This window comes from Jejuia sp. G7-7 (assembly GCF_055808955.1).
On record NZ_JBVVSZ010000002.1, the window covers coordinates 1,317,850 to 1,334,238 of the forward strand.

At 31.8% G+C, this 16,389-nt stretch carries 17 protein-coding genes and 1 pseudogene; 12 read left to right on the forward strand and 6 right to left on the reverse strand.

The window, feature by feature from the left end; translation table 11 throughout:
* Position 1 precedes the first annotated feature (1 nt).
* Positions 2-523, forward strand: a complete 522-nt coding sequence (locus AC0L5U_RS16340; protein WP_473417526.1) for a hypothetical protein — start codon at positions 2-4, stop codon at positions 521-523.
* 58 nt (positions 524-581) lie between these two features.
* Here AC0L5U_RS16340 and AC0L5U_RS16345 read toward each other — a convergent pair whose 3' ends face one another.
* On the reverse strand, positions 582-740 hold the full coding sequence (locus AC0L5U_RS16345; protein WP_473417527.1) for a hypothetical protein: 159 nt from the start codon (positions 738-740) through the stop codon (positions 582-584).
* Positions 741-1,213: 473 nt separating this feature from the next.
* Here AC0L5U_RS16345 and AC0L5U_RS16350 point away from each other — a divergent pair.
* From AC0L5U_RS16350 to AC0L5U_RS16360, 3 genes and pseudogenes are all read left to right on the forward strand, one after another.
* A pseudogene (locus AC0L5U_RS16350) lies at positions 1,214-1,803 on the forward strand (HupE/UreJ family protein).
* Positions 1,804-2,014: 211 nt separating this feature from the next.
* A complete protein-coding gene (locus AC0L5U_RS16355; protein WP_473417528.1) occupies positions 2,015-2,446 on the forward strand; it encodes a deoxycytidylate deaminase in 432 nt (143 codons plus the stop codon).
* Complete coding sequence (locus tag AC0L5U_RS16360) at positions 2,446-4,032, forward strand: S41 family peptidase (RefSeq protein WP_473417529.1); 1,587 nt, start codon at positions 2,446-2,448, stop codon at positions 4,030-4,032. The genes AC0L5U_RS16355 and AC0L5U_RS16360 overlap by 1 nt, the downstream gene beginning before the upstream one ends.
* Positions 4,033-4,123: 91 nt before the next feature.
* Here AC0L5U_RS16360 and AC0L5U_RS16365 read toward each other — a convergent pair whose 3' ends face one another.
* Genes AC0L5U_RS16365 through AC0L5U_RS16375 form a run of 3 tightly spaced genes read right to left on the reverse strand, consistent with a single transcriptional unit; the run spans position 4,124 to position 5,520 of the window.
* Positions 4,124-4,732 (reverse strand): FAD-dependent oxidoreductase, encoded by a 609-nt coding sequence (locus tag AC0L5U_RS16365; protein WP_473417530.1) that lies wholly within the window; start codon positions 4,730-4,732, stop codon positions 4,124-4,126.
* Between the two features lies 1 nt (position 4,733).
* Positions 4,734-4,937 (reverse strand): hypothetical protein, encoded by a 204-nt coding sequence (locus AC0L5U_RS16370; RefSeq protein ID WP_473417531.1) that lies wholly within the window; start codon positions 4,935-4,937, stop codon positions 4,734-4,736.
* Between the two features lies 1 nt (position 4,938).
* Positions 4,939-5,520, reverse strand: coding sequence for a MarC family protein (locus tag AC0L5U_RS16375; RefSeq protein WP_473417532.1), 582 nt, complete (start codon positions 5,518-5,520; stop codon positions 4,939-4,941).
* Positions 5,521-5,628: 108 nt separating this feature from the next.
* Here AC0L5U_RS16375 and AC0L5U_RS16380 point away from each other — a divergent pair, with 108 nt between their 5' ends.
* From AC0L5U_RS16380 to AC0L5U_RS16395, 4 genes are all read left to right on the forward strand, one after another.
* Positions 5,629-6,192: a DUF3109 family protein gene (locus AC0L5U_RS16380; protein WP_473417533.1), complete on the forward strand. Its 564-nt coding sequence runs from the start codon at positions 5,629-5,631 to the stop codon at positions 6,190-6,192.
* A 480-nt stretch (positions 6,193-6,672) separates the two neighbouring features.
* A complete protein-coding gene (locus AC0L5U_RS16385) occupies positions 6,673-7,947 on the forward strand; it encodes a ribonucleotide-diphosphate reductase subunit beta (protein ID WP_473417534.1) in 1,275 nt (424 codons plus the stop codon).
* Between the two features lie 3 nt (positions 7,948-7,950).
* On the forward strand, positions 7,951-9,753 hold the full coding sequence (locus tag AC0L5U_RS16390) for a ribonucleoside-diphosphate reductase subunit alpha (protein WP_473417535.1): 1,803 nt from the start codon (positions 7,951-7,953) through the stop codon (positions 9,751-9,753).
* Positions 9,754-9,897: 144 nt separating this feature from the next.
* Positions 9,898-10,419, forward strand: coding sequence for an RDD family protein (locus AC0L5U_RS16395; protein ID WP_473417536.1), 522 nt, complete (start codon positions 9,898-9,900; stop codon positions 10,417-10,419).
* A 62-nt stretch (positions 10,420-10,481) separates the two neighbouring features.
* Here AC0L5U_RS16395 and ppnP read toward each other — a convergent pair whose 3' ends face one another.
* Positions 10,482-10,763, reverse strand: a complete 282-nt coding sequence (gene ppnP, locus AC0L5U_RS16400; RefSeq protein WP_473417537.1) for a pyrimidine/purine nucleoside phosphorylase — start codon at positions 10,761-10,763, stop codon at positions 10,482-10,484.
* A 157-nt stretch (positions 10,764-10,920) separates the two neighbouring features.
* Positions 10,921-11,784, reverse strand: a complete 864-nt coding sequence (locus tag AC0L5U_RS16405) for an OmpA/MotB family protein (RefSeq protein ID WP_473417538.1) — start codon at positions 11,782-11,784, stop codon at positions 10,921-10,923.
* Between the two features lie 150 nt (positions 11,785-11,934).
* On the opposite strand from AC0L5U_RS16405, the gene AC0L5U_RS16410 reads away from it, so the two are divergent.
* From AC0L5U_RS16410 to AC0L5U_RS16425, 4 genes are all read left to right on the forward strand, one after another.
* Positions 11,935-12,747: a Na/Pi cotransporter family protein gene (locus AC0L5U_RS16410; RefSeq protein WP_473417539.1), complete on the forward strand. Its 813-nt coding sequence runs from the start codon at positions 11,935-11,937 to the stop codon at positions 12,745-12,747.
* Positions 12,748-12,764: 17 nt separating this feature from the next.
* Positions 12,765-13,427, forward strand: coding sequence for a hypothetical protein (locus AC0L5U_RS16415; protein ID WP_473417540.1), 663 nt, complete (start codon positions 12,765-12,767; stop codon positions 13,425-13,427).
* 146 nt (positions 13,428-13,573) lie between these two features.
* The gene (locus tag AC0L5U_RS16420; protein WP_473417541.1) at positions 13,574-13,696 is read left to right on the forward strand and encodes a hypothetical protein; all 123 of its coding nucleotides are present in this window, start codon (positions 13,574-13,576) and stop codon (positions 13,694-13,696) included.
* A gap of 165 nt (positions 13,697-13,861) precedes the next feature.
* Positions 13,862-16,339, forward strand: a complete 2,478-nt coding sequence (locus AC0L5U_RS16425) for a TonB-dependent receptor (protein ID WP_473417543.1) — start codon at positions 13,862-13,864, stop codon at positions 16,337-16,339.
* Positions 16,340-16,389: the final 50 nt, after the last annotated feature.

A 16,389-nucleotide genomic window follows, 5' to 3' on the forward strand; every position in this document is an offset into this window, starting at 1 on the left:
ATTGGCGTATATTTATATGAGTGAGAACCAATACATGCAAGCCTTGAACACTATTGGTATTGATCCAAAAGTGGACGACTCTGATATTGCTGTTGAAGTAAAAGCTATGTCACTAAAGGCAGTAAAACAGCCAGAACGTGCTTTGGTGCATTTTAATGAAATGTTTAAAAGAAGTCCTAGTCCTGAGTTGGCTTATGAATTAGCAGAACTTAACATGCAATTGCAAAAGCTAGACGAATCCATAAAGCATATTAATTATGGTTTGGCAAATTCCAAACCAGATATGAAACGTGCTTACTACGAAAAGCAACAACCTTATCAGGTAGATTTAAAAAGTGCTTTTATGTATTTACAAGCGTTACATGTGTTTCAAGACAGAAAAAATAATATTGATGCGGCAGTTGATATTTTAGATGCAGCTTTAAAAGCAGCACCAAATTTTAGCTTGATTCAAATTACAAAAAACGAGTTGTTAAGGCAAAAGCAAATTATGCAAGCTCAAGCAGCACAGCCTAAGCAATAGATTGCTGTAAAATTAATTTATTAAAGCGTGTTCTTTTAGAATACGCTTTTTTTATGAACTAATTTGGGCGTTGAATTTGTCGACTATCTTTCTCTAATTTTTTATTCAATTGAAAGTTTAAGTTTGAGAATGATACTAATACACCTTTTACTATGTTTGAAAGTTCAGACTTCGTAATATTAGAGAATTTTGAAGTTTCATCCAATTTAAAAAGCATGGTTTCAATAATTTTAATTCTAGCTAAAACAGCTTGATTTTTGAGTTCCTTGGGAATGGTTTTTCTTAAATCTTTTATGAGCTCAAACGTAGCATGGTTATCGTCAACAAAAAATGAGAAGTCAGCTTTTTTAATGTTTTCAATTGTGTTTGTAAGCCTTGAGTAAGGTTCCCAAGATTCGACTAAAACTTCAGCTCTGGAGTCTAAAGTGAAATCAATATATTTTAATTTTGATATTTCTGCTTCACTAAGAATACTGTTTTTAATGACTTTTTTATCATCATCAGATTCAGTTGTATTTTGAGTTGAATTATTGCAACATAATACTATAAAACAGATACCTAAAATTCCAAAAATCTTAAAGACATAAGTGGCTTACTTTTTATCATCATTTAATGCAAATATAGAGTAATAGTTTGCTTTTTTTACGTTTTGATTAATTGTATATTTGAAGCACCCTAAAATCTAATATTATGCTTAACGATTTTCTTTTTAATGTTGAATTAGGTACCAAGCATGTACTAGATATAAACGCCTACGATCATGTTTTATTTTTGATGGTGCTCACTATTCCTTATATTTTTCGAGATTGGAAACGCGTTTTATTACTCGTGTCATTGTTTACGCTTGGGCATACCTTATCATTAGTTTTAGCAGTTTACGATGTTGTGTCAGTAAGTGGTGCTTTGGTTGAACTTTTAATTCCTATTACTATCTTAGTTGTTGCTGTTTTTAATGTGTTTACTGCTGGTAAGGGTCCTAAAAAGGAAAGGATAGGTATATTGTTTTTTACAACATTATTTTTTGGATTGATACATGGTTTGGGTTTTGCACGAGAATTTCAGATGTTATTAGGAGATTCAAAACAAAAATTGGTATTGCTTTTAGAGTTTGCTTTGGGATTGAAATTGCTCAAATTATTATTGTATTCCTAGTGTTATTTTTAGGGTATTTAGTACAGACTATATTTAGATTCTCAAAACGGGATTGGGTATTGGTAATTTCGTCTGTTGTTATTGGACTGGTAATTCCAATGCTTTTAAATAATGGTATTTTTGACTAGATGTTGAAATTTAGTTGCTAACTTTTGTAAAAACTTTAACGGGCTTTAATTGTAATTAAAATACATTCATGGTATTTTGCGTTAAGGATTGCAGAGAAAATCCTTTTTGTAAGGCACAAGCAAAAAGATTGGAATAGAAAGCCTGACCCGAACACGAAAGTTTATTTATCTTTCGGAATATAAATTGAGGGTAACGCCCAAATAGAAATTAATGCAGGAAAACAAACAATTAAAATATGATAAGGCTTATTTACGTATTGCCAAGGAATGGGGGAAATTGTCGTATTGCGAGCGTAAGCAGGTTGGCGCAATTATTGTGAAGGATAGAATGATAATTTCTGATGGTTACAACGGTACGCCATCTGGTTTTGAGAATTTTTGTGAAGATGATGAGGGCTATACCAAATGGTATGTGTTGCATGCCGAGGCAAATGCTATTTTAAAAGTTGCTGCATCTACACAATCTTGTAAAGGGGCAACGCTATATATTACGCTTTCGCCGTGTAAGGAATGTAGTAAATTGATACATCAAGCTGGTATTGTGAAAGTGGTGTATCATCAGGGTTATAAAGATGATTCGGGATTGAAATTTTTGGAAAAAGCAGGAATTGAATTAAAATTAATTGAAGATATAAAAGCATAATGTTTCAGAAAAAATATCTACCATTATTCATAGGTGTTGCTATTGCGGCCGGAATATTTGTGGGTGGAAAACTAAATTTTAGTGATGCGCCAGACCGATTATTTTCATCTAACAGTAAAAAGGAGAAACTCAATAGACTTATAGATTTCATTGATTACGACTATGTAGATGAGATAAATACCGATAGTATAGTTGATGTTACGGTTAATGGTATTTTGGAGAATTTAGATCCGCATTCAGTATATATTCCAAAAGAAGATTTAGCGCGTGTTACCGAAAATATGAAAGGTGATTTTGTGGGTATTGGCGTGAGTTTTTATACGTATAAAGATACCATTGCGGTGATTCGTGCTATTGAAAACGGGCCGAGTGCAAAGGCTGGTATTAGAGGTGGTGATAGAATTGTGATGGCAGATAACGATACACTTTATGGTGAACGTTTGAGTGATCCTGAGATTATTAAAAAATTGAAAGGGCCGTTAAGTTCTGATGTCACTTTAAAGGTGTACCGAAAAGGTGAACCTGAACTTTTGGATTTTAAAGTGAAACGCAGTAAAATTCCAATAAAAAGTGTAGATGCATCATATATGCTTACTGAAAACTTAGGCTATATAAAAATTAATAGGTTTGCTGAATCTACATATAAAGAATTTAAAAAAGGACTTGATAAATTAATAGATAAAGGAGCAAATCAAGTTGTTTTAGATTTACGAGATAACCCTGGTGGTTTTTTAGGAATAGCTGAAAAAATTCTTGATGAATTTTTAGAAGACGATAAGTTGTTATTGTTTACGAAAAACAAACGCGGACATATTGAGAAAAGTTTTGCGACTAGCGATGGTGATTTTGAAGATGGTTCTGTTTATGTATTAATAGACGAAAATTCAGCTTCAGCAAGTGAGATAGTTGCAGGGGCTTTACAGGATAATGATAAAGGGACTATTGTTGGACGTCGTTCCTATGGAAAAGGCTTGGTGCAACAGGAAATGGATTTAGGTGATGGTAGTGCGGTGCGCTTAACGGTGTCCAGGTATTACACGCCTACGGGGCGTTCTATTCAACGTCCTTATGACAAAGGTAATAGAGCTTATTATGAAGATTATTATAAAAGATTAGAAACAGGCGAACTTTCTGATGGAGATAAAATTGAAGTCGCTGATTCTTTAAAATTTACAACTCCCGAAGGGAAAATTGTGTATGGTGGTGGCGGTATTATTCCTGATGTTTTTGTGCCTGTAGATAAATCTATGGAAAACGAAACACTTACTTATTTAAAGCGTAGAGGTGTTATTGGTTTTTTTGTTTTTGAAACTTTAGAAAAAAACCGTGATGCTTTTAAAAACTATAGTAGACAAGAATTTGTAGAAACTTTTATAGTGAGTGATGCCATGATTTCTGAGTTTCAAGACTATTTGAATATCAGATCTGATGCTAAAATTACTTTTGTAGCGTATTATGACGAAGTAAAGCAATACATAAAAGCTACACTTGCCGATCAACTATTTGGCGATGGCGCTTTTGAGGAAGTTATCAATCAACATGATATTATGATTGATGAGGTAATTAGGTTGAGTGAGGGGAAGTAGTTTTTTAGTCGCAGTCATAGTTGTTGTTTTGCGTTAAACTTTCCTTTCTATAAACCCTTATGTTTCTTTGTCAATCTAAGTATTAATGTAGCTATTCTGAAATCTTATCATGAACCTTAGTATGCTTGCCACCATTCCAAAGCGTTAAAATATCAGTAGCCACATGTGCGCCACTTCCGGAAGCTATAGAAAATTGACTACGCCATCCAGCTAAAGTGCCTGCTACGTAAAGGTTTTCTTCTATTAAATGATCTTTATTTTTTAACCAAATTCGGTCTTTTTTAATCGCAGCTCTTGGGTGTGGTTCAATATGTTTTTCTAAACCTTTAATACGCATTAAATTGGTATAACCTACTGTAATTACAACTATTTTAGATTTGTAGGTATTCTTGTTGGTTTTGACTTCAAAATGATGTTCGATTTTTGAAACCTCTAGAACCTTTTCTGTTTCAATTTGCTGAACATGTGGATATAAACTTGAAAGTTGTGCTTTACCACTCTCTAAAATTGAAGCTCCTGTAGTGCCAGGTGTTAACCCTAAAACGTTATTAAATAATGCAGTTTGAAGATGTGATGTTTTTTGGTGAGTAATAATTCCGATGCTTTTGTTATTAGCAAAAGGTTTGTCTTTTGCTGAACCTAAAACCAAAGCACAAGATAATCCAGCAGCTCCTCCGCCAACTATTAAAACATCATACATATTACTTTCGGTTTTTTACTTTTTCTTCAATACGTTTTGAAGTTAATAATATTAACATTAAAACAATAGCGCAAAGTGATGCTAAAACAGTTATAAGTCCAACCATGCTTTGACCTTGAAAAGGAGCGTTTGGATCTATTTCTCTAGCATTGAAAACACCTAGGCCAAAGGCAATAATTATAATGATGTATGCAAAGTATTTCATGTTATGTAAATAGGACTTTAATATTATGAGCAAATAATTTAACAGCAATAGCCAGTAAAATTACACCAAAAACTTTTCTGACAATACTAATGCCATTGGCGCCTAAAAAGCGTTCTATTCTTGAAGATGTCTTCAAGACTACAAATATAAAAAGAACGTTTAGAATTATAGCAACGATAATATTTTCAACTCTAAATTCAGCGCGCAATGATAACAACGTTGTTAAGCTTCCAGGTCCAGCCATTAAAGGAAAAGCTAATGGAAAAATTGAGGCAGTCATTGGGTTAGTTTCTTCTTGTTTGTATAGGGTAATACCTAATATCATTTCTAAAGCGATAAAAAATAAAATAAAAGCACCAGCAACAGCAAAAGAATTGACATCAATCCCAATAAGATTTAAAATGCTTTTTCCAAGAAATAGAAAAACAATCATAATACAACCAGCGACTATCGATGCTTTTCCGCTTTCTATTTTGCCTACTTTTTTACGTAAATCGATAACAATAGGAATGTTTCCAACAATATCAATTACAGCAAATAATATCATAAATGCAGTAATTATTTCTTTAAAATTAAGTTGCATTATAATGAGTTTTAAATTTTCCGCAAAAATATAGTATTAAAACTGAATTATCTTAAAAATAAAGTCAAATATTAGTTATTTTTGTAAATTATTTTTAGAGATAATTTTATGTTTCAGTTAGGAAAAACTATAGTTTCAGAAGATATTATTAAAAAAGACTTTTTGTGTAATTTAAGTGCATGTAAAGGTGCTTGTTGTGTGGACGGTGATGCTGGAGCACCGTTAGATAAAGAAGAAACAGAAATTCTTAGCGAAATTTATCCAAAAGTAAAACCTTTTTTGCGAGAAGAAGGTATTAGTGCTATCGAAAAGCAAGGTATTTACACAACAACTGAAGATGGTGATTTTGAAACTCCATTAATAAATGGGGCTGATTGTGCATATGTTATTTTTGATGAAAACGAAACTGCACTTTGTGCTATTGAAGAGGCATATAACCAAGGAGAAATTTCTTGGAAAAAACCTATTTCTTGTCATTTGTATCCAGTTCGAGTTCGAGATTACACAGAATTTTCTGGAGTAAATTATCATAAATGGCAAATTTGTGATGATGCATGTGAGCTTGGAGAAGAATTAGGAGTGCCAGTTTATAAATTTGTAAAAGAGGCCTTAATACGCAAATTTGGTGAAGATTGGTATACCGAATTAGAAAAGGTTGCAAAAACTTTTTAACACCCAAAATTTCAATAAAAAAACTTTAGAAAAAGCCTTATAAACAAAGGCTTTTATGCTTAAAACTTGATTTTTTTTTGTAAACTTTTTTGTTTTACGAAAAATATAAAATATTGATAATCAATATTTTAATCATTTTTTTTGCAAACTTATTCATTTTTAATCTTTTTATTGTTTGTTAAAAACTTGTTGAAAACGTTTCCATTTTTTTTAAAAATGTATCAATCATTTTACAATCTTTGTAATCCCGAAACGTAAATAATTTTCGTTAAAATTTATTAAAAAGTCCATTTAACTATGTCTCAAGCAATTGAACTTTCCCTTCAAAAAAAACAAGGATTATTTTGTTTTTTTCTATCCAACACGATATTATTAGGGAATGGTACAAAAAGCAAGAAGCTAGTATTTGGATTGCCAAATAAATTTAGAAAATCAATTAATATTCTATTAACTATTTAATCCTTTAAATTAAAACTTCTTATGGAGATTACTCAAATTATAAAGAGAGACTATGAAACAAGTCCTTTTGTTTTAAATAAAATTTCAAATGCTATTGAGAAAGCAATGATTTCTGTTGGAAACGGGACTAAGGAAGATGCAAACTCAATTTCTGTAAATGTTTTACAAAAATTGTTGGATAGAAAAGCGATAGATTATAATTATTTACCTACTGTTGAAGAGGTGCAAGACCTTGTTGAGGAAACATTAATGACAAGTTCTTTTCCTGGTGTAGCAAAAGCATACATATTATACAGAGACGAGCAAGCTAGAAGCAGAAAAACAAATATTTTTGAAAAGCGTATTAACTTGAAGCCTTATGAATACCCTGCGCTTAATGAATATGTAGATGCTATTAGGCATTCCTATTGGATTCATTCTGAATTCAATTTTACAAGTGATATTCAAGATTTTAAAACAAGGCTAACTATTGTAGAGCAAAATGCAATAAAAAATACAATGCTTGCTATTTCTCAAATTGAAGTTGCAGTAAAATCTTTTTGGGGAGAGATTTACAATAAAATGCCAAAACCAGAAATAGGATCGGTAGGGGCAACTTTTGCAGAAAGTGAAGTGCGCCACCATGATGCTTATTCACATTTATTGGAAATTTTAGGTCTTAATAATGAATTTAAGCACCTTAAGAAAAAGCCGGTAATAATGAGACGTGTTCATTATTTAGAAACCGCTTTAAAAAATGCGAAAAGTGAGGATAATAAAGAGTATGCAGAGTCTATTTTATTGTTTTCTCTTTTTATAGAGCACGTGTCTTTATTTTCTCAGTTTTTAATAATTATGGCTTTCAACAAACACAAAAACATGCTTAAAGGTGTTTCTAATGTTGTTGAAGCAACTTCAAAAGAAGAGCAAATTCATGGAGATTTCGGTATTGATATTATTAGAATTATAAAAGATGAAAACCCAACTTGGTTTGGCGAAGAGCATAGTGCCATAGTGAGAGAATTATGTAAGGAAGCGTTTGTGTCGGAAAGTAAACTTGTGGATTGGATTTTTGAAGCTGGTGAATTAGAGTTTTTATCAAAAGATGTTATTAATGAGTTTATAAAAAACAGATTTAATAATTCATTAGAAAGCATTGGTATCGAAAAAGTATTCGATGTAAACGAAATATTATTAGAGCAAACCGAATGGTTTGACGATGAAATAATAGGAACAAAGCATGGGGATTTCTTCGTGAAGCGTTCCGTAAACTACAGTAAAAGAACAAAAAGTATAACTAGCGACGACCTATTTTAAACCATGAGCGAAAACACTAATCTAGAAATTGACCAAAACGTAAATTTAGAAACTTCAAAAACTTCTAACCACGATGAATTATTAAAAGCCAGAAAAGAGGCTATAAAAGAAGCTAAGACTGCTGCACAACCAGAAATAAAATGGTTAACAGAACACAGTCGTAAATTTTTATCATCTGGTTATCTTACAGAAGATACTAAGCCTGAAGAGCGTATTAGAGAAATTGCAGAAAATGCAGAGAGAATTTTAAAAATCGATGGTTTTGCAGATAAGTTTTATGGATATATGGCAGAGGGCTATTACTCATTAGCATCTCCAGTATGGTCTAATTTTGGAAAAAAACGTGGCTTACCAATTAGTTGTTTTGGGTCGCATATTTCTGATGACATGGGAGATATCCTGTACACACAATCGGAAGTAGGAATGATGTCTAAATTAGGGGGTGGAACCTCTGGTTACTTCGGCAAATTACGTCATAGAGGTGCGCCAGTAAAAAATAATGGAGAATCTTCTGGAGCTGTACATATAATGCAGTTGTTTGAGAAAATGGTGGATGTTGTAAGTCAAGGTTCTGTAAGACGAGGTCGTTTTTCTCCATATTTGCCAATTGAGCATAACGATATTCATGAGTTTTTAGAAATAGGAACGGAAGGAAATCCAATTCAAGAGTTAACACATGGTGTGACCGTTGGAAATAAATGGATGGAAGAAATGATTGCTGGAGATACTGATAAAAGAGCAATTTGGGCAAAAGTTTTACAGCGTAGAGGCGAAATAGGATATCCATACATATTCTTTAGAGACAACGCTAATAACAATGCGCCAGACGTTTATAAAGATAAAAATCATGAAATTTACGCAAGTAACTTGTGTTCAGAAATCATGTTGCCTACAAATGAGAAATGGTCTTTTGTATGTGTACTGTCTTCAATAAACCTATTGCATTATGATAAATGGAAAGATACTGATGCAGTTGAAACCATGGTGTACTTTTTAGATGCGGTTCTGGAAGAGTTTATCACTAAATTAGAAGTTTACAGAGATTCTTTAGATCGTGACGATAGACAAACATTTTTGTTTATGGAAAAGGCTTATAATTTCGCAAAAGAAAATAGAGCTTTAGGGATGGGAGCTTTAGGTTGGCACTCGTTATTACAATCTAAAATGCTAGGTTTTGATAGTCAAGAAGCTTTTAATTTGAATAGCGAAATATTTAAAACGATTCAAGATAAATCACAAAAAGCATCTGTAGAATTGGCTAAATTATTTGGTGAGCCAGAAGTATTAAAAGGCTACGGAAGACGTAACACAACTTTGAATGCAGTAGCGCCAACAACATCGTCGGCTTTTATTTTAGGACAAGTATCTCAAGGTATTGAACCAATTTGGTCTAATAGTTATGTGAAAGATATTGCGAAAATAAAAACTACGATTAAAAACCCTTATCTATTAGAACTTTTAGAAGAGAAAGGATTAAATACACCTGAAATTTGGAGAAGTATTCGTGATTATGATGGTTCTGTTCAACATTTAGAAGAACTAACAGATCATGAAAAAGATGTGTTTAAAACTTATTCTGAAATTGATCAAATGACTATTATTTATCAGGCAGCAAACAGGCAATATCATATAGATCAAGGTCAATCTTTAAATATTATGGTGCATCCAGATATGCCAGTTAAAGACATTAATAAAATTTATGTTAACGCATGGAAACTAGGTGTTAAATCATTGTATTACCAACACAGTATGAATGCAGCACAGAAATTTAAGCAAAAGAAAGAATGTGCTAGTTGTGAAGGATAACAGTATTTAATCTGCGAATTACAACAAAGTTATTGGGTTTGTTCCCTCGAAAGAGGGAACCCCAAATTTAAATAGAAAAGCATCTCAATTGGGATGCTTTTCTTATTTATTAATATATTAGCTACATAAATTTAACTGAAAATTATGACAAATACGTTTACTGTAACCCCAGATTTATACGCTACCAAAGGTAATCGTTTTGCGAATTACATTATAGATGCTATATTCTTGGTAGTCTTGTTTCTAGGTGTTGTTTTTGTAGCCACATATATCTATTATTCTTTTGCAGAAGACACTACTGCAATAGATGGCTTTCTAAATGAAGAGGAAGAAATGAACCCTTTACTTGATAGGTTGATAACAAGTGTAGTTATGGCGATGTTATATTTTGCTTTAGAATTTTTTACAAAAGGAAGAAGTATTGGTAAATATGTAACCAAGACAAAAGTTGTTAAAGAAGATGGGACTCAACCAACTATAAGCGATTATTTAAAACGAAGTTTTTCACGAATTATTCCGTTTGAAGCTTTTTCATTTTTAGGTGCCGAAGGAAGAGGTTGGCATGACACCATATCTAAAACTTATGTGGTTGATATAGCTAAATTTGAGTCAAAAATTCAATCTCAAGATGAGCTAGATCAAATTGGAGTTGCGCAAGAATTTTAAGTTTGTTGTTTGAAAACGTGTAAAGTAATCATAAAAAATACATTCCAATTGGAATGCATTTTTTATTTATACTGGCATAAATAAGAAGTCTGTTCAGAAACTTTTACCTGAAATTTCTCATTGGCTTCAATTTGGTAAGCATCTCCTGCTTTATAGCTAACCCATTCAGAGCTTCCTGGTAATTTTACGGTCATTTCGCCTTCTACAACAATCATAGTTTCGTGTTTAGAAGTACCAAATTCATAGGTGCCAGCATTCATAACACCCAAAGTTGATTGTCCAATTTTAGTTGTGTATCCTAGAGATTTTACATTTCCGTCAAAATACTCGTTAGTTGAAATCATAATATTCAATTTTAATTTTTCACAAAAATATTAAACTGAATTAGAGTTTAAGAATTTTTATAGAATCTTTTCGTTCTATGAGGTTTGTAATTTTTTACCAATAAAAAAGCATCCCTTATATGGAATGCTTTTTTAATGTGTTTTATTTAAAAATAACTTAATCTAATATCGTGTTTTCGGCAACAGCATTATCATTTTCAGCCATTAACGCAAAAAACTTATTAATGTTTGGAAGAATGATAATTCTTGTACGTCTATTTTTTGCTCTGTTTTCTCTAGAATTATTTTCAGCTACAGGTTGGTAGCTACTTCTTCCAGCAGCGATCAATTTCTCTGGAGAAACATTATATTTTTCTTGAAGTTTACGAACTACAGAAGTTGCTCTCATCACACTTAAATCCCAGTTGTCTGAAAGGAATTCAGTATTAATTGTTCTAGCATCTGTGTGTCCTTCAACCATAACATCTAAACTAGGTTCAGAATTAATAACATCCGCTAATTTCTTTAAAACAGTATCAGCCTTAGAGCTCAATCTATAGCTTCCAGAATTAAATAGCATGTTATCAGCAATAGAAATCATAACTACAGTTTCGTTGATGTTTACAGCGAAATCTTCGTCTTCATTCATATTACTCTCATTAATTGTTTTTTTAAGATTATACGCCACCGCTAAATTCATTGAATCTTTAAGTGTTTTAGCTTGACTCAGTTTAGCTGGATCAACATTTTTCAATGTTTCTCGCATTTTTGTCTTAGTGCTGTTAGACATTAATGCCACATTTTCAACAACTTCTAATTTAGAATCACTTTCTTGTTTAAGAGAGGCTATTTTAGAGTTATAAGCCTCTACTCTAGATTGAATTTTATCAAACTTAGCTTCTAAATCTTCTTTAGCAACTTTAGTTTTTTGTAATTCACTTTTAATTTCGCCATTTTCATGTTGTAGTGCCAAATATTTTTTCTTTGAAACACAAGAAAAGGTAACAATTGCTATAATTAGCAAAACAGAAATTTTCTTCATAATTTAATAATCTTTAGGTTTCATCTATTTACGTTAATTCTGATGATTTAGATGTTAGGAATCATTTTACTTGAATTTTTAATCATTTGTATTAGTTTTAAAATAGTTTATATTGTGTAATTATTAGTTGTTCTTCATAAGTAGAAATACATGATTAAAAAATCTTTATTCTTTATTCTATTAATTGCTTTAGGTGTTTTGTTGTATCTAAATCCTAATTTTAAAACGATTTCAGCTGGCGTTGCAATATTGCTTTTTGGGATGATAATGTTAGAAGAAGGTTTTAAGGTTTTTACAAAAGGGCCTTTACAGAATATACTAAAAAATGCTACAAATAAACTTTATAAAAGTATCACAGCTGGAGCTTTTGTAACAGCATTAATACAATCGAGTTCTCTAGTATCAGTCATTACTATATCTTTTATAAGTGCAGGGTTAATTTCTTTAGCTGGTGGATTGGGGTTGATTTTTGGGGCTAATATTGGTACAACAACTACTGCGTGGTTGGTTGCAGGGTTTGGACTTAAAATAAAAATATCTGTATTAGCAATGCCAATGCTGGTTTTTGGAATTATTTTTTCATTTCAAAAGAAAGTGTCTTTTAAAGGTATTGGTAATGTGCTAGCAGGATTGGGTTTTTTCTTTCTTGGCATCCACTACATGAAAGAGGGATTCGATGTTTTTAAAGAATATATTGATTTATCACAATATGCGGTTTCTGGATTTTTAGGCGTTTTAATTTATACTGGTTTGGGTATAATTATCACTACCATTTTACAGTCAAGTAGTGCAACATTAGCATTAATTTTAACAGCTTTAGCTGCAGGACAAATAGAATATGAAAATGCTTTAGCTTTGGCTATAGGTGCTAATGTTGGTACTACAATAACTGCGGTTTTAGGGTCATTGGGGTCAAATAGTGCGGGAGAAGACTTGCCGCAGGACACTTTGTTTTTAATATAGTAACTGGTCTAGTGACAATGATTTTTATATTCCCATTGGCTAGATTAGTAAATAATTTATCGGAAGTTTTGCAAATAGCAGCAACAAATTACACATTAAAGTTAGCACTATTTCATACCATATTTAATGTTTTAGGTGTTGTTTTAATGCTACCTTTTATTAAGGTAATGGAGCGTTTTTTGTTGCAATTCTTTAAAGAAAAGGGTAAAGATGTTCATGAACCAAAATATCTTAATGAGGCTATTTTAAAATTTCCTAGTACTGTAATTACTGCATTACTCAAAGAATCTCGTTACCTCTTTAAGAAAAGTGTGTTTGAAATAGTAGCTCATGCTTTAAATATTCATAGAGGTGATATTAAATCTGATGAAAAGTTGAAGACGATAATTAAAAAATCTACAAATGATTTTGACACTAATGTTGAAGACTTATATTATTCCAAAGTTAAAACAATCTATGGGGAAATTATTAGGTACAGTTCTATGGCAGAAAGCACTTTAAGCTTGAATGATAAGCAAGTTAAAACCATTACTTCTATTAAGATAGCTAATAGAAAAATGGTTGAAATACTTAAAGATTCCAGAGAATTGAATAAAAATATAACATTGGTATTAAGTTCTGATAACAAGCATTTAAAAAAAGAATATGACAGTTATCGAAAAAAACCACAAAGGTTTTAAGGGTAATCCATCTATTTAGAACTGAAGACGATTCTGAAAAATATGCGCTCAAATTAAAAGAACTTAAAAGAGAGGCAAAGGCTAATGTTAGACATAGCAATACTTCGATAGATAAATTAATCAGAAAAGATTTAATTACTGCTGAAATGGCATCATCTTTATTTAATGATTACACCAACGTAAATGACATGATTAAAAAGCTAATTGATGTTGCCGAATTATTATATGGCAAATACGATTCATTGCTTGATGAAAATGGTGGAAAGTAAAACTAGGTTGTAACTACACATCCTAAATAGTTAACCTTTTTTGTGCTAAAAGTGTGTTTTTAATGTATAATATTTAGCCGTATATAATTACTGTTTTTAAAAAATACAAACATTGTTTTTACTAGATTTGCACACATTAATTACAATCTTAAAATAGAATAGAACATGTCTCAAAAGATTAAATACGCTTTGGTATTAGTATGCTGCTTTTTAAATGTTTTTCAGGCGTTAGCCCAAATACAAGGAAAAGTTGTTGACGAACAAAACACACCATTAGAATACGCAACTGCAGCCTTGTATAAAATTCAAGACGGGAGTTTAGTAGCAGGTGTGATTACCAACGAGACAGGTGTCTTTAAAATAGATGCTGTTAAAAGAGGGACATATTATATTGAAGTTTCTTTTTTAGGATATGAAAAAAAACGTGTAGAATCTATTGCGATAACTAGTTCAAACCAAAATATAGATTTAGGGATTATCCAACTCGCTTTAGGAACTCAGTTAAACGAAGTTGTTGTTAAAGGTGAACGCAATACTGTAGTTAATAAAATTGACCGTCAAGTTTTTGAAGCCTCAAAATTTAAAAGTGCTCAAGGTGGATCAGGTGTTGATGTTATTCGGAATTTACCCTCAGTAAGTATGGATAGTCAGGGAGAAATTAGTGTTCGTGGTAGTAAAGGTTTCGTTGCATTATTAAATGGAAAACCTATTCAAGGAGATGCTAGTAATTTATTGGCGCAGTTACCTGCAAATGCTATAGAACGTGTTGAGGTTATAACAGCTCCATCTGCGAAATACGACCCTGAAGGAAAAGCTGGGATTATTAATATTTTAACCAAAAAAGGTGCAGCTAATGGTGCTTTTGGTCAAATTAATATAAAAGGAGGATTGCCTTCTTTTGAAACCTATGGTAACGATGTATCGCATAAACGCCATGGTATTGATGCGACTTATAATGTTAGAACCGATAAATGGAATATTTCTTTGGGAGCAAATTACCAAAGAAACGATTTAGGAGGCAGACGTGAAGGCGATGTTTTTACAATTATAAATGATACAAAAACCCAATTTCCATCTACTGGAGAACGTAGTTTTGATGAAACCAATTACAGCGGGCGGTTTACGGTAGATTTTACGCCAAGTACCAAAGATACTTATTCATTAGGGTTTTATGCAGGAAAACGTAGTAAAGCACGTTTGGCAGATATTGTGTATTATGATAATCATTCAGTTACACCAGCAAATAGTACTAATAGAGATTATACGTTTCAATATTTTAATCATAACTTAAGAGAGCGTAAAGGCGATTTTGTGTTGGGAAGTTTTGATTGGACACACAGTTTTACAAATGCTTCAGAATTATCAGCTTCTTTTCTATACGAATATACTTTATTAGGTGGCCCAACTGTAAATCAAAATTTAGGAGAGCCAGATCGCTCTATATTATTTCAAGATGAATTTAATACCAACGATAATCCTTTAAACGGTGTGCGTTTTCAGTTAGATTATAAATTAAAACCTTTTGATTTTGGAACTTTAGAAACAGGTTACCAATATCGAGATTTATCACATACAGGAGATTTTGTGTATGAAAGACGAACCGACTTTAATGATGAATTTGAATTGGTTCCTGAATTTTCAAGTGAAGTGGATTTAGAGCGTACCATTCATTCAGGATATGTGCAGCTTTCCGGAAAAAAAGGTAAGTGGGACTATGCAGCAGGATCTCGATTAGAGGTTATGGATAGAAAATTCAGGCTAAAAGATAAAACCAATACTGTTGATGAAACCCTTTTGTACGATTTCGTAAAACTGTACCCTTCGGCCTCCGTTCAATATGCTATAAATGATAAAACCAAAATTAAGGCAGCGTATAGTAAACGTGTGGAACGCAATTCTACATTTAAAATGAATCCGTTTGCAGAGCGCGAACATTCTGAAACTTTAGAGCAAGGTGATAAAAATTTAAGACCAGAGTTTATAGATTTAGTTGAATTAGGGATTACTAAAGATTTAAAAGGCGGAAATTCCATTTTTGCAACAGGATATTTTAGACATGTAGATAATGTTGTAAATCGTGTAAATACCATTTATAATGACACTATTTTAAACAGAATTTACTCTAATGTAGGTAATGCAAAAGCCATTGGTTTAGAGGTTGGTGCGCAATTAAAACCAACAAAAAATTGGACTAATTTTATTGGAGCAAATATTTATAATTATAGCATTGATGGTAGTTTTGATAATAGAACTATTAATACTGATGCTACTATATATTCTATTAACTTGAATTCAACGTGGCGTTTTTGGGACAATGCTTCTTTACAATTTACATTCAATTATTTATCTGATAGAAATACAGCACAAGGCGAAGATTCCCGTTTTTATTCACCAAACTTAACGTTCCAAAAATCATTTTTTAATGATAGACTTACGGCAACATTGCAATGGCAAAATATAGATTTAGGAATGTTAGATACCAATGAGCAACGCATCACAACCTTTAGGGCTAATGAGTTTTTCACAACCACAAATTACATCTATGAAGTTGATATGGTGTTGCTGAATCTCTCTTATACTTTTAAGAAAGGAAGTAACAAGTCTAAGTTTATTGATAGTGAATTTGGTAAGAAAGAGTTTTAAATATATTCTTTAGTTTTCAAGAACAAAAAAGCACAGAAAATATTTATTTT

Excerpts from the sequence above, each read along its gene's own strand:
- AC0L5U_RS16345 (WP_473417527.1), bottom strand. The coding sequence starts at position 740 with ATGCTTTTTAAATTGGATGAAACTTCAAAATTCTCTAATATTACGAAG.
- AC0L5U_RS16355 (WP_473417528.1), top strand. The coding sequence starts at position 2,015 with ATGCAGGAAAACAAACAATTAAAATATGATAAGGCTTATTTACGTATT.
- AC0L5U_RS16360 (WP_473417529.1), top strand. The coding sequence starts at position 2,446 with ATGTTTCAGAAAAAATATCTACCATTATTCATAGGTGTTGCTATTGCG.
- AC0L5U_RS16365 (WP_473417530.1), bottom strand. The coding sequence starts at position 4,732 with ATGTATGATGTTTTAATAGTTGGCGGAGGAGCTGCTGGATTATCTTGT.
- AC0L5U_RS16370 (WP_473417531.1), bottom strand. The coding sequence starts at position 4,937 with ATGAAATACTTTGCATACATCATTATAATTATTGCCTTTGGCCTAGGT.
- AC0L5U_RS16375 (WP_473417532.1), bottom strand. The coding sequence starts at position 5,520 with ATGCAACTTAATTTTAAAGAAATAATTACTGCATTTATGATATTATTT.
- AC0L5U_RS16380 (WP_473417533.1), top strand. The coding sequence starts at position 5,629 with ATGTTTCAGTTAGGAAAAACTATAGTTTCAGAAGATATTATTAAAAAA.
- AC0L5U_RS16385 (WP_473417534.1), top strand. The coding sequence starts at position 6,673 with ATGGAGATTACTCAAATTATAAAGAGAGACTATGAAACAAGTCCTTTT.
- AC0L5U_RS16390 (WP_473417535.1), top strand. The coding sequence starts at position 7,951 with ATGAGCGAAAACACTAATCTAGAAATTGACCAAAACGTAAATTTAGAA.
- AC0L5U_RS16395 (WP_473417536.1), top strand. The coding sequence starts at position 9,898 with ATGACAAATACGTTTACTGTAACCCCAGATTTATACGCTACCAAAGGT.
- ppnP (WP_473417537.1), bottom strand. The coding sequence starts at position 10,763 with ATGATTTCAACTAACGAGTATTTTGACGGAAATGTAAAATCTCTAGGA.
- AC0L5U_RS16405 (WP_473417538.1), bottom strand. The coding sequence starts at position 11,784 with ATGAAGAAAATTTCTGTTTTGCTAATTATAGCAATTGTTACCTTTTCT.
- AC0L5U_RS16410 (WP_473417539.1), top strand. The coding sequence starts at position 11,935 with ATGATTAAAAAATCTTTATTCTTTATTCTATTAATTGCTTTAGGTGTT.
- AC0L5U_RS16415 (WP_473417540.1), top strand. The coding sequence starts at position 12,765 with ATGATTTTTATATTCCCATTGGCTAGATTAGTAAATAATTTATCGGAA.
- AC0L5U_RS16420 (WP_473417541.1), top strand. The coding sequence starts at position 13,574 with ATGGCATCATCTTTATTTAATGATTACACCAACGTAAATGACATGATT.
- AC0L5U_RS16425 (WP_473417543.1), top strand. The coding sequence starts at position 13,862 with ATGTCTCAAAAGATTAAATACGCTTTGGTATTAGTATGCTGCTTTTTA.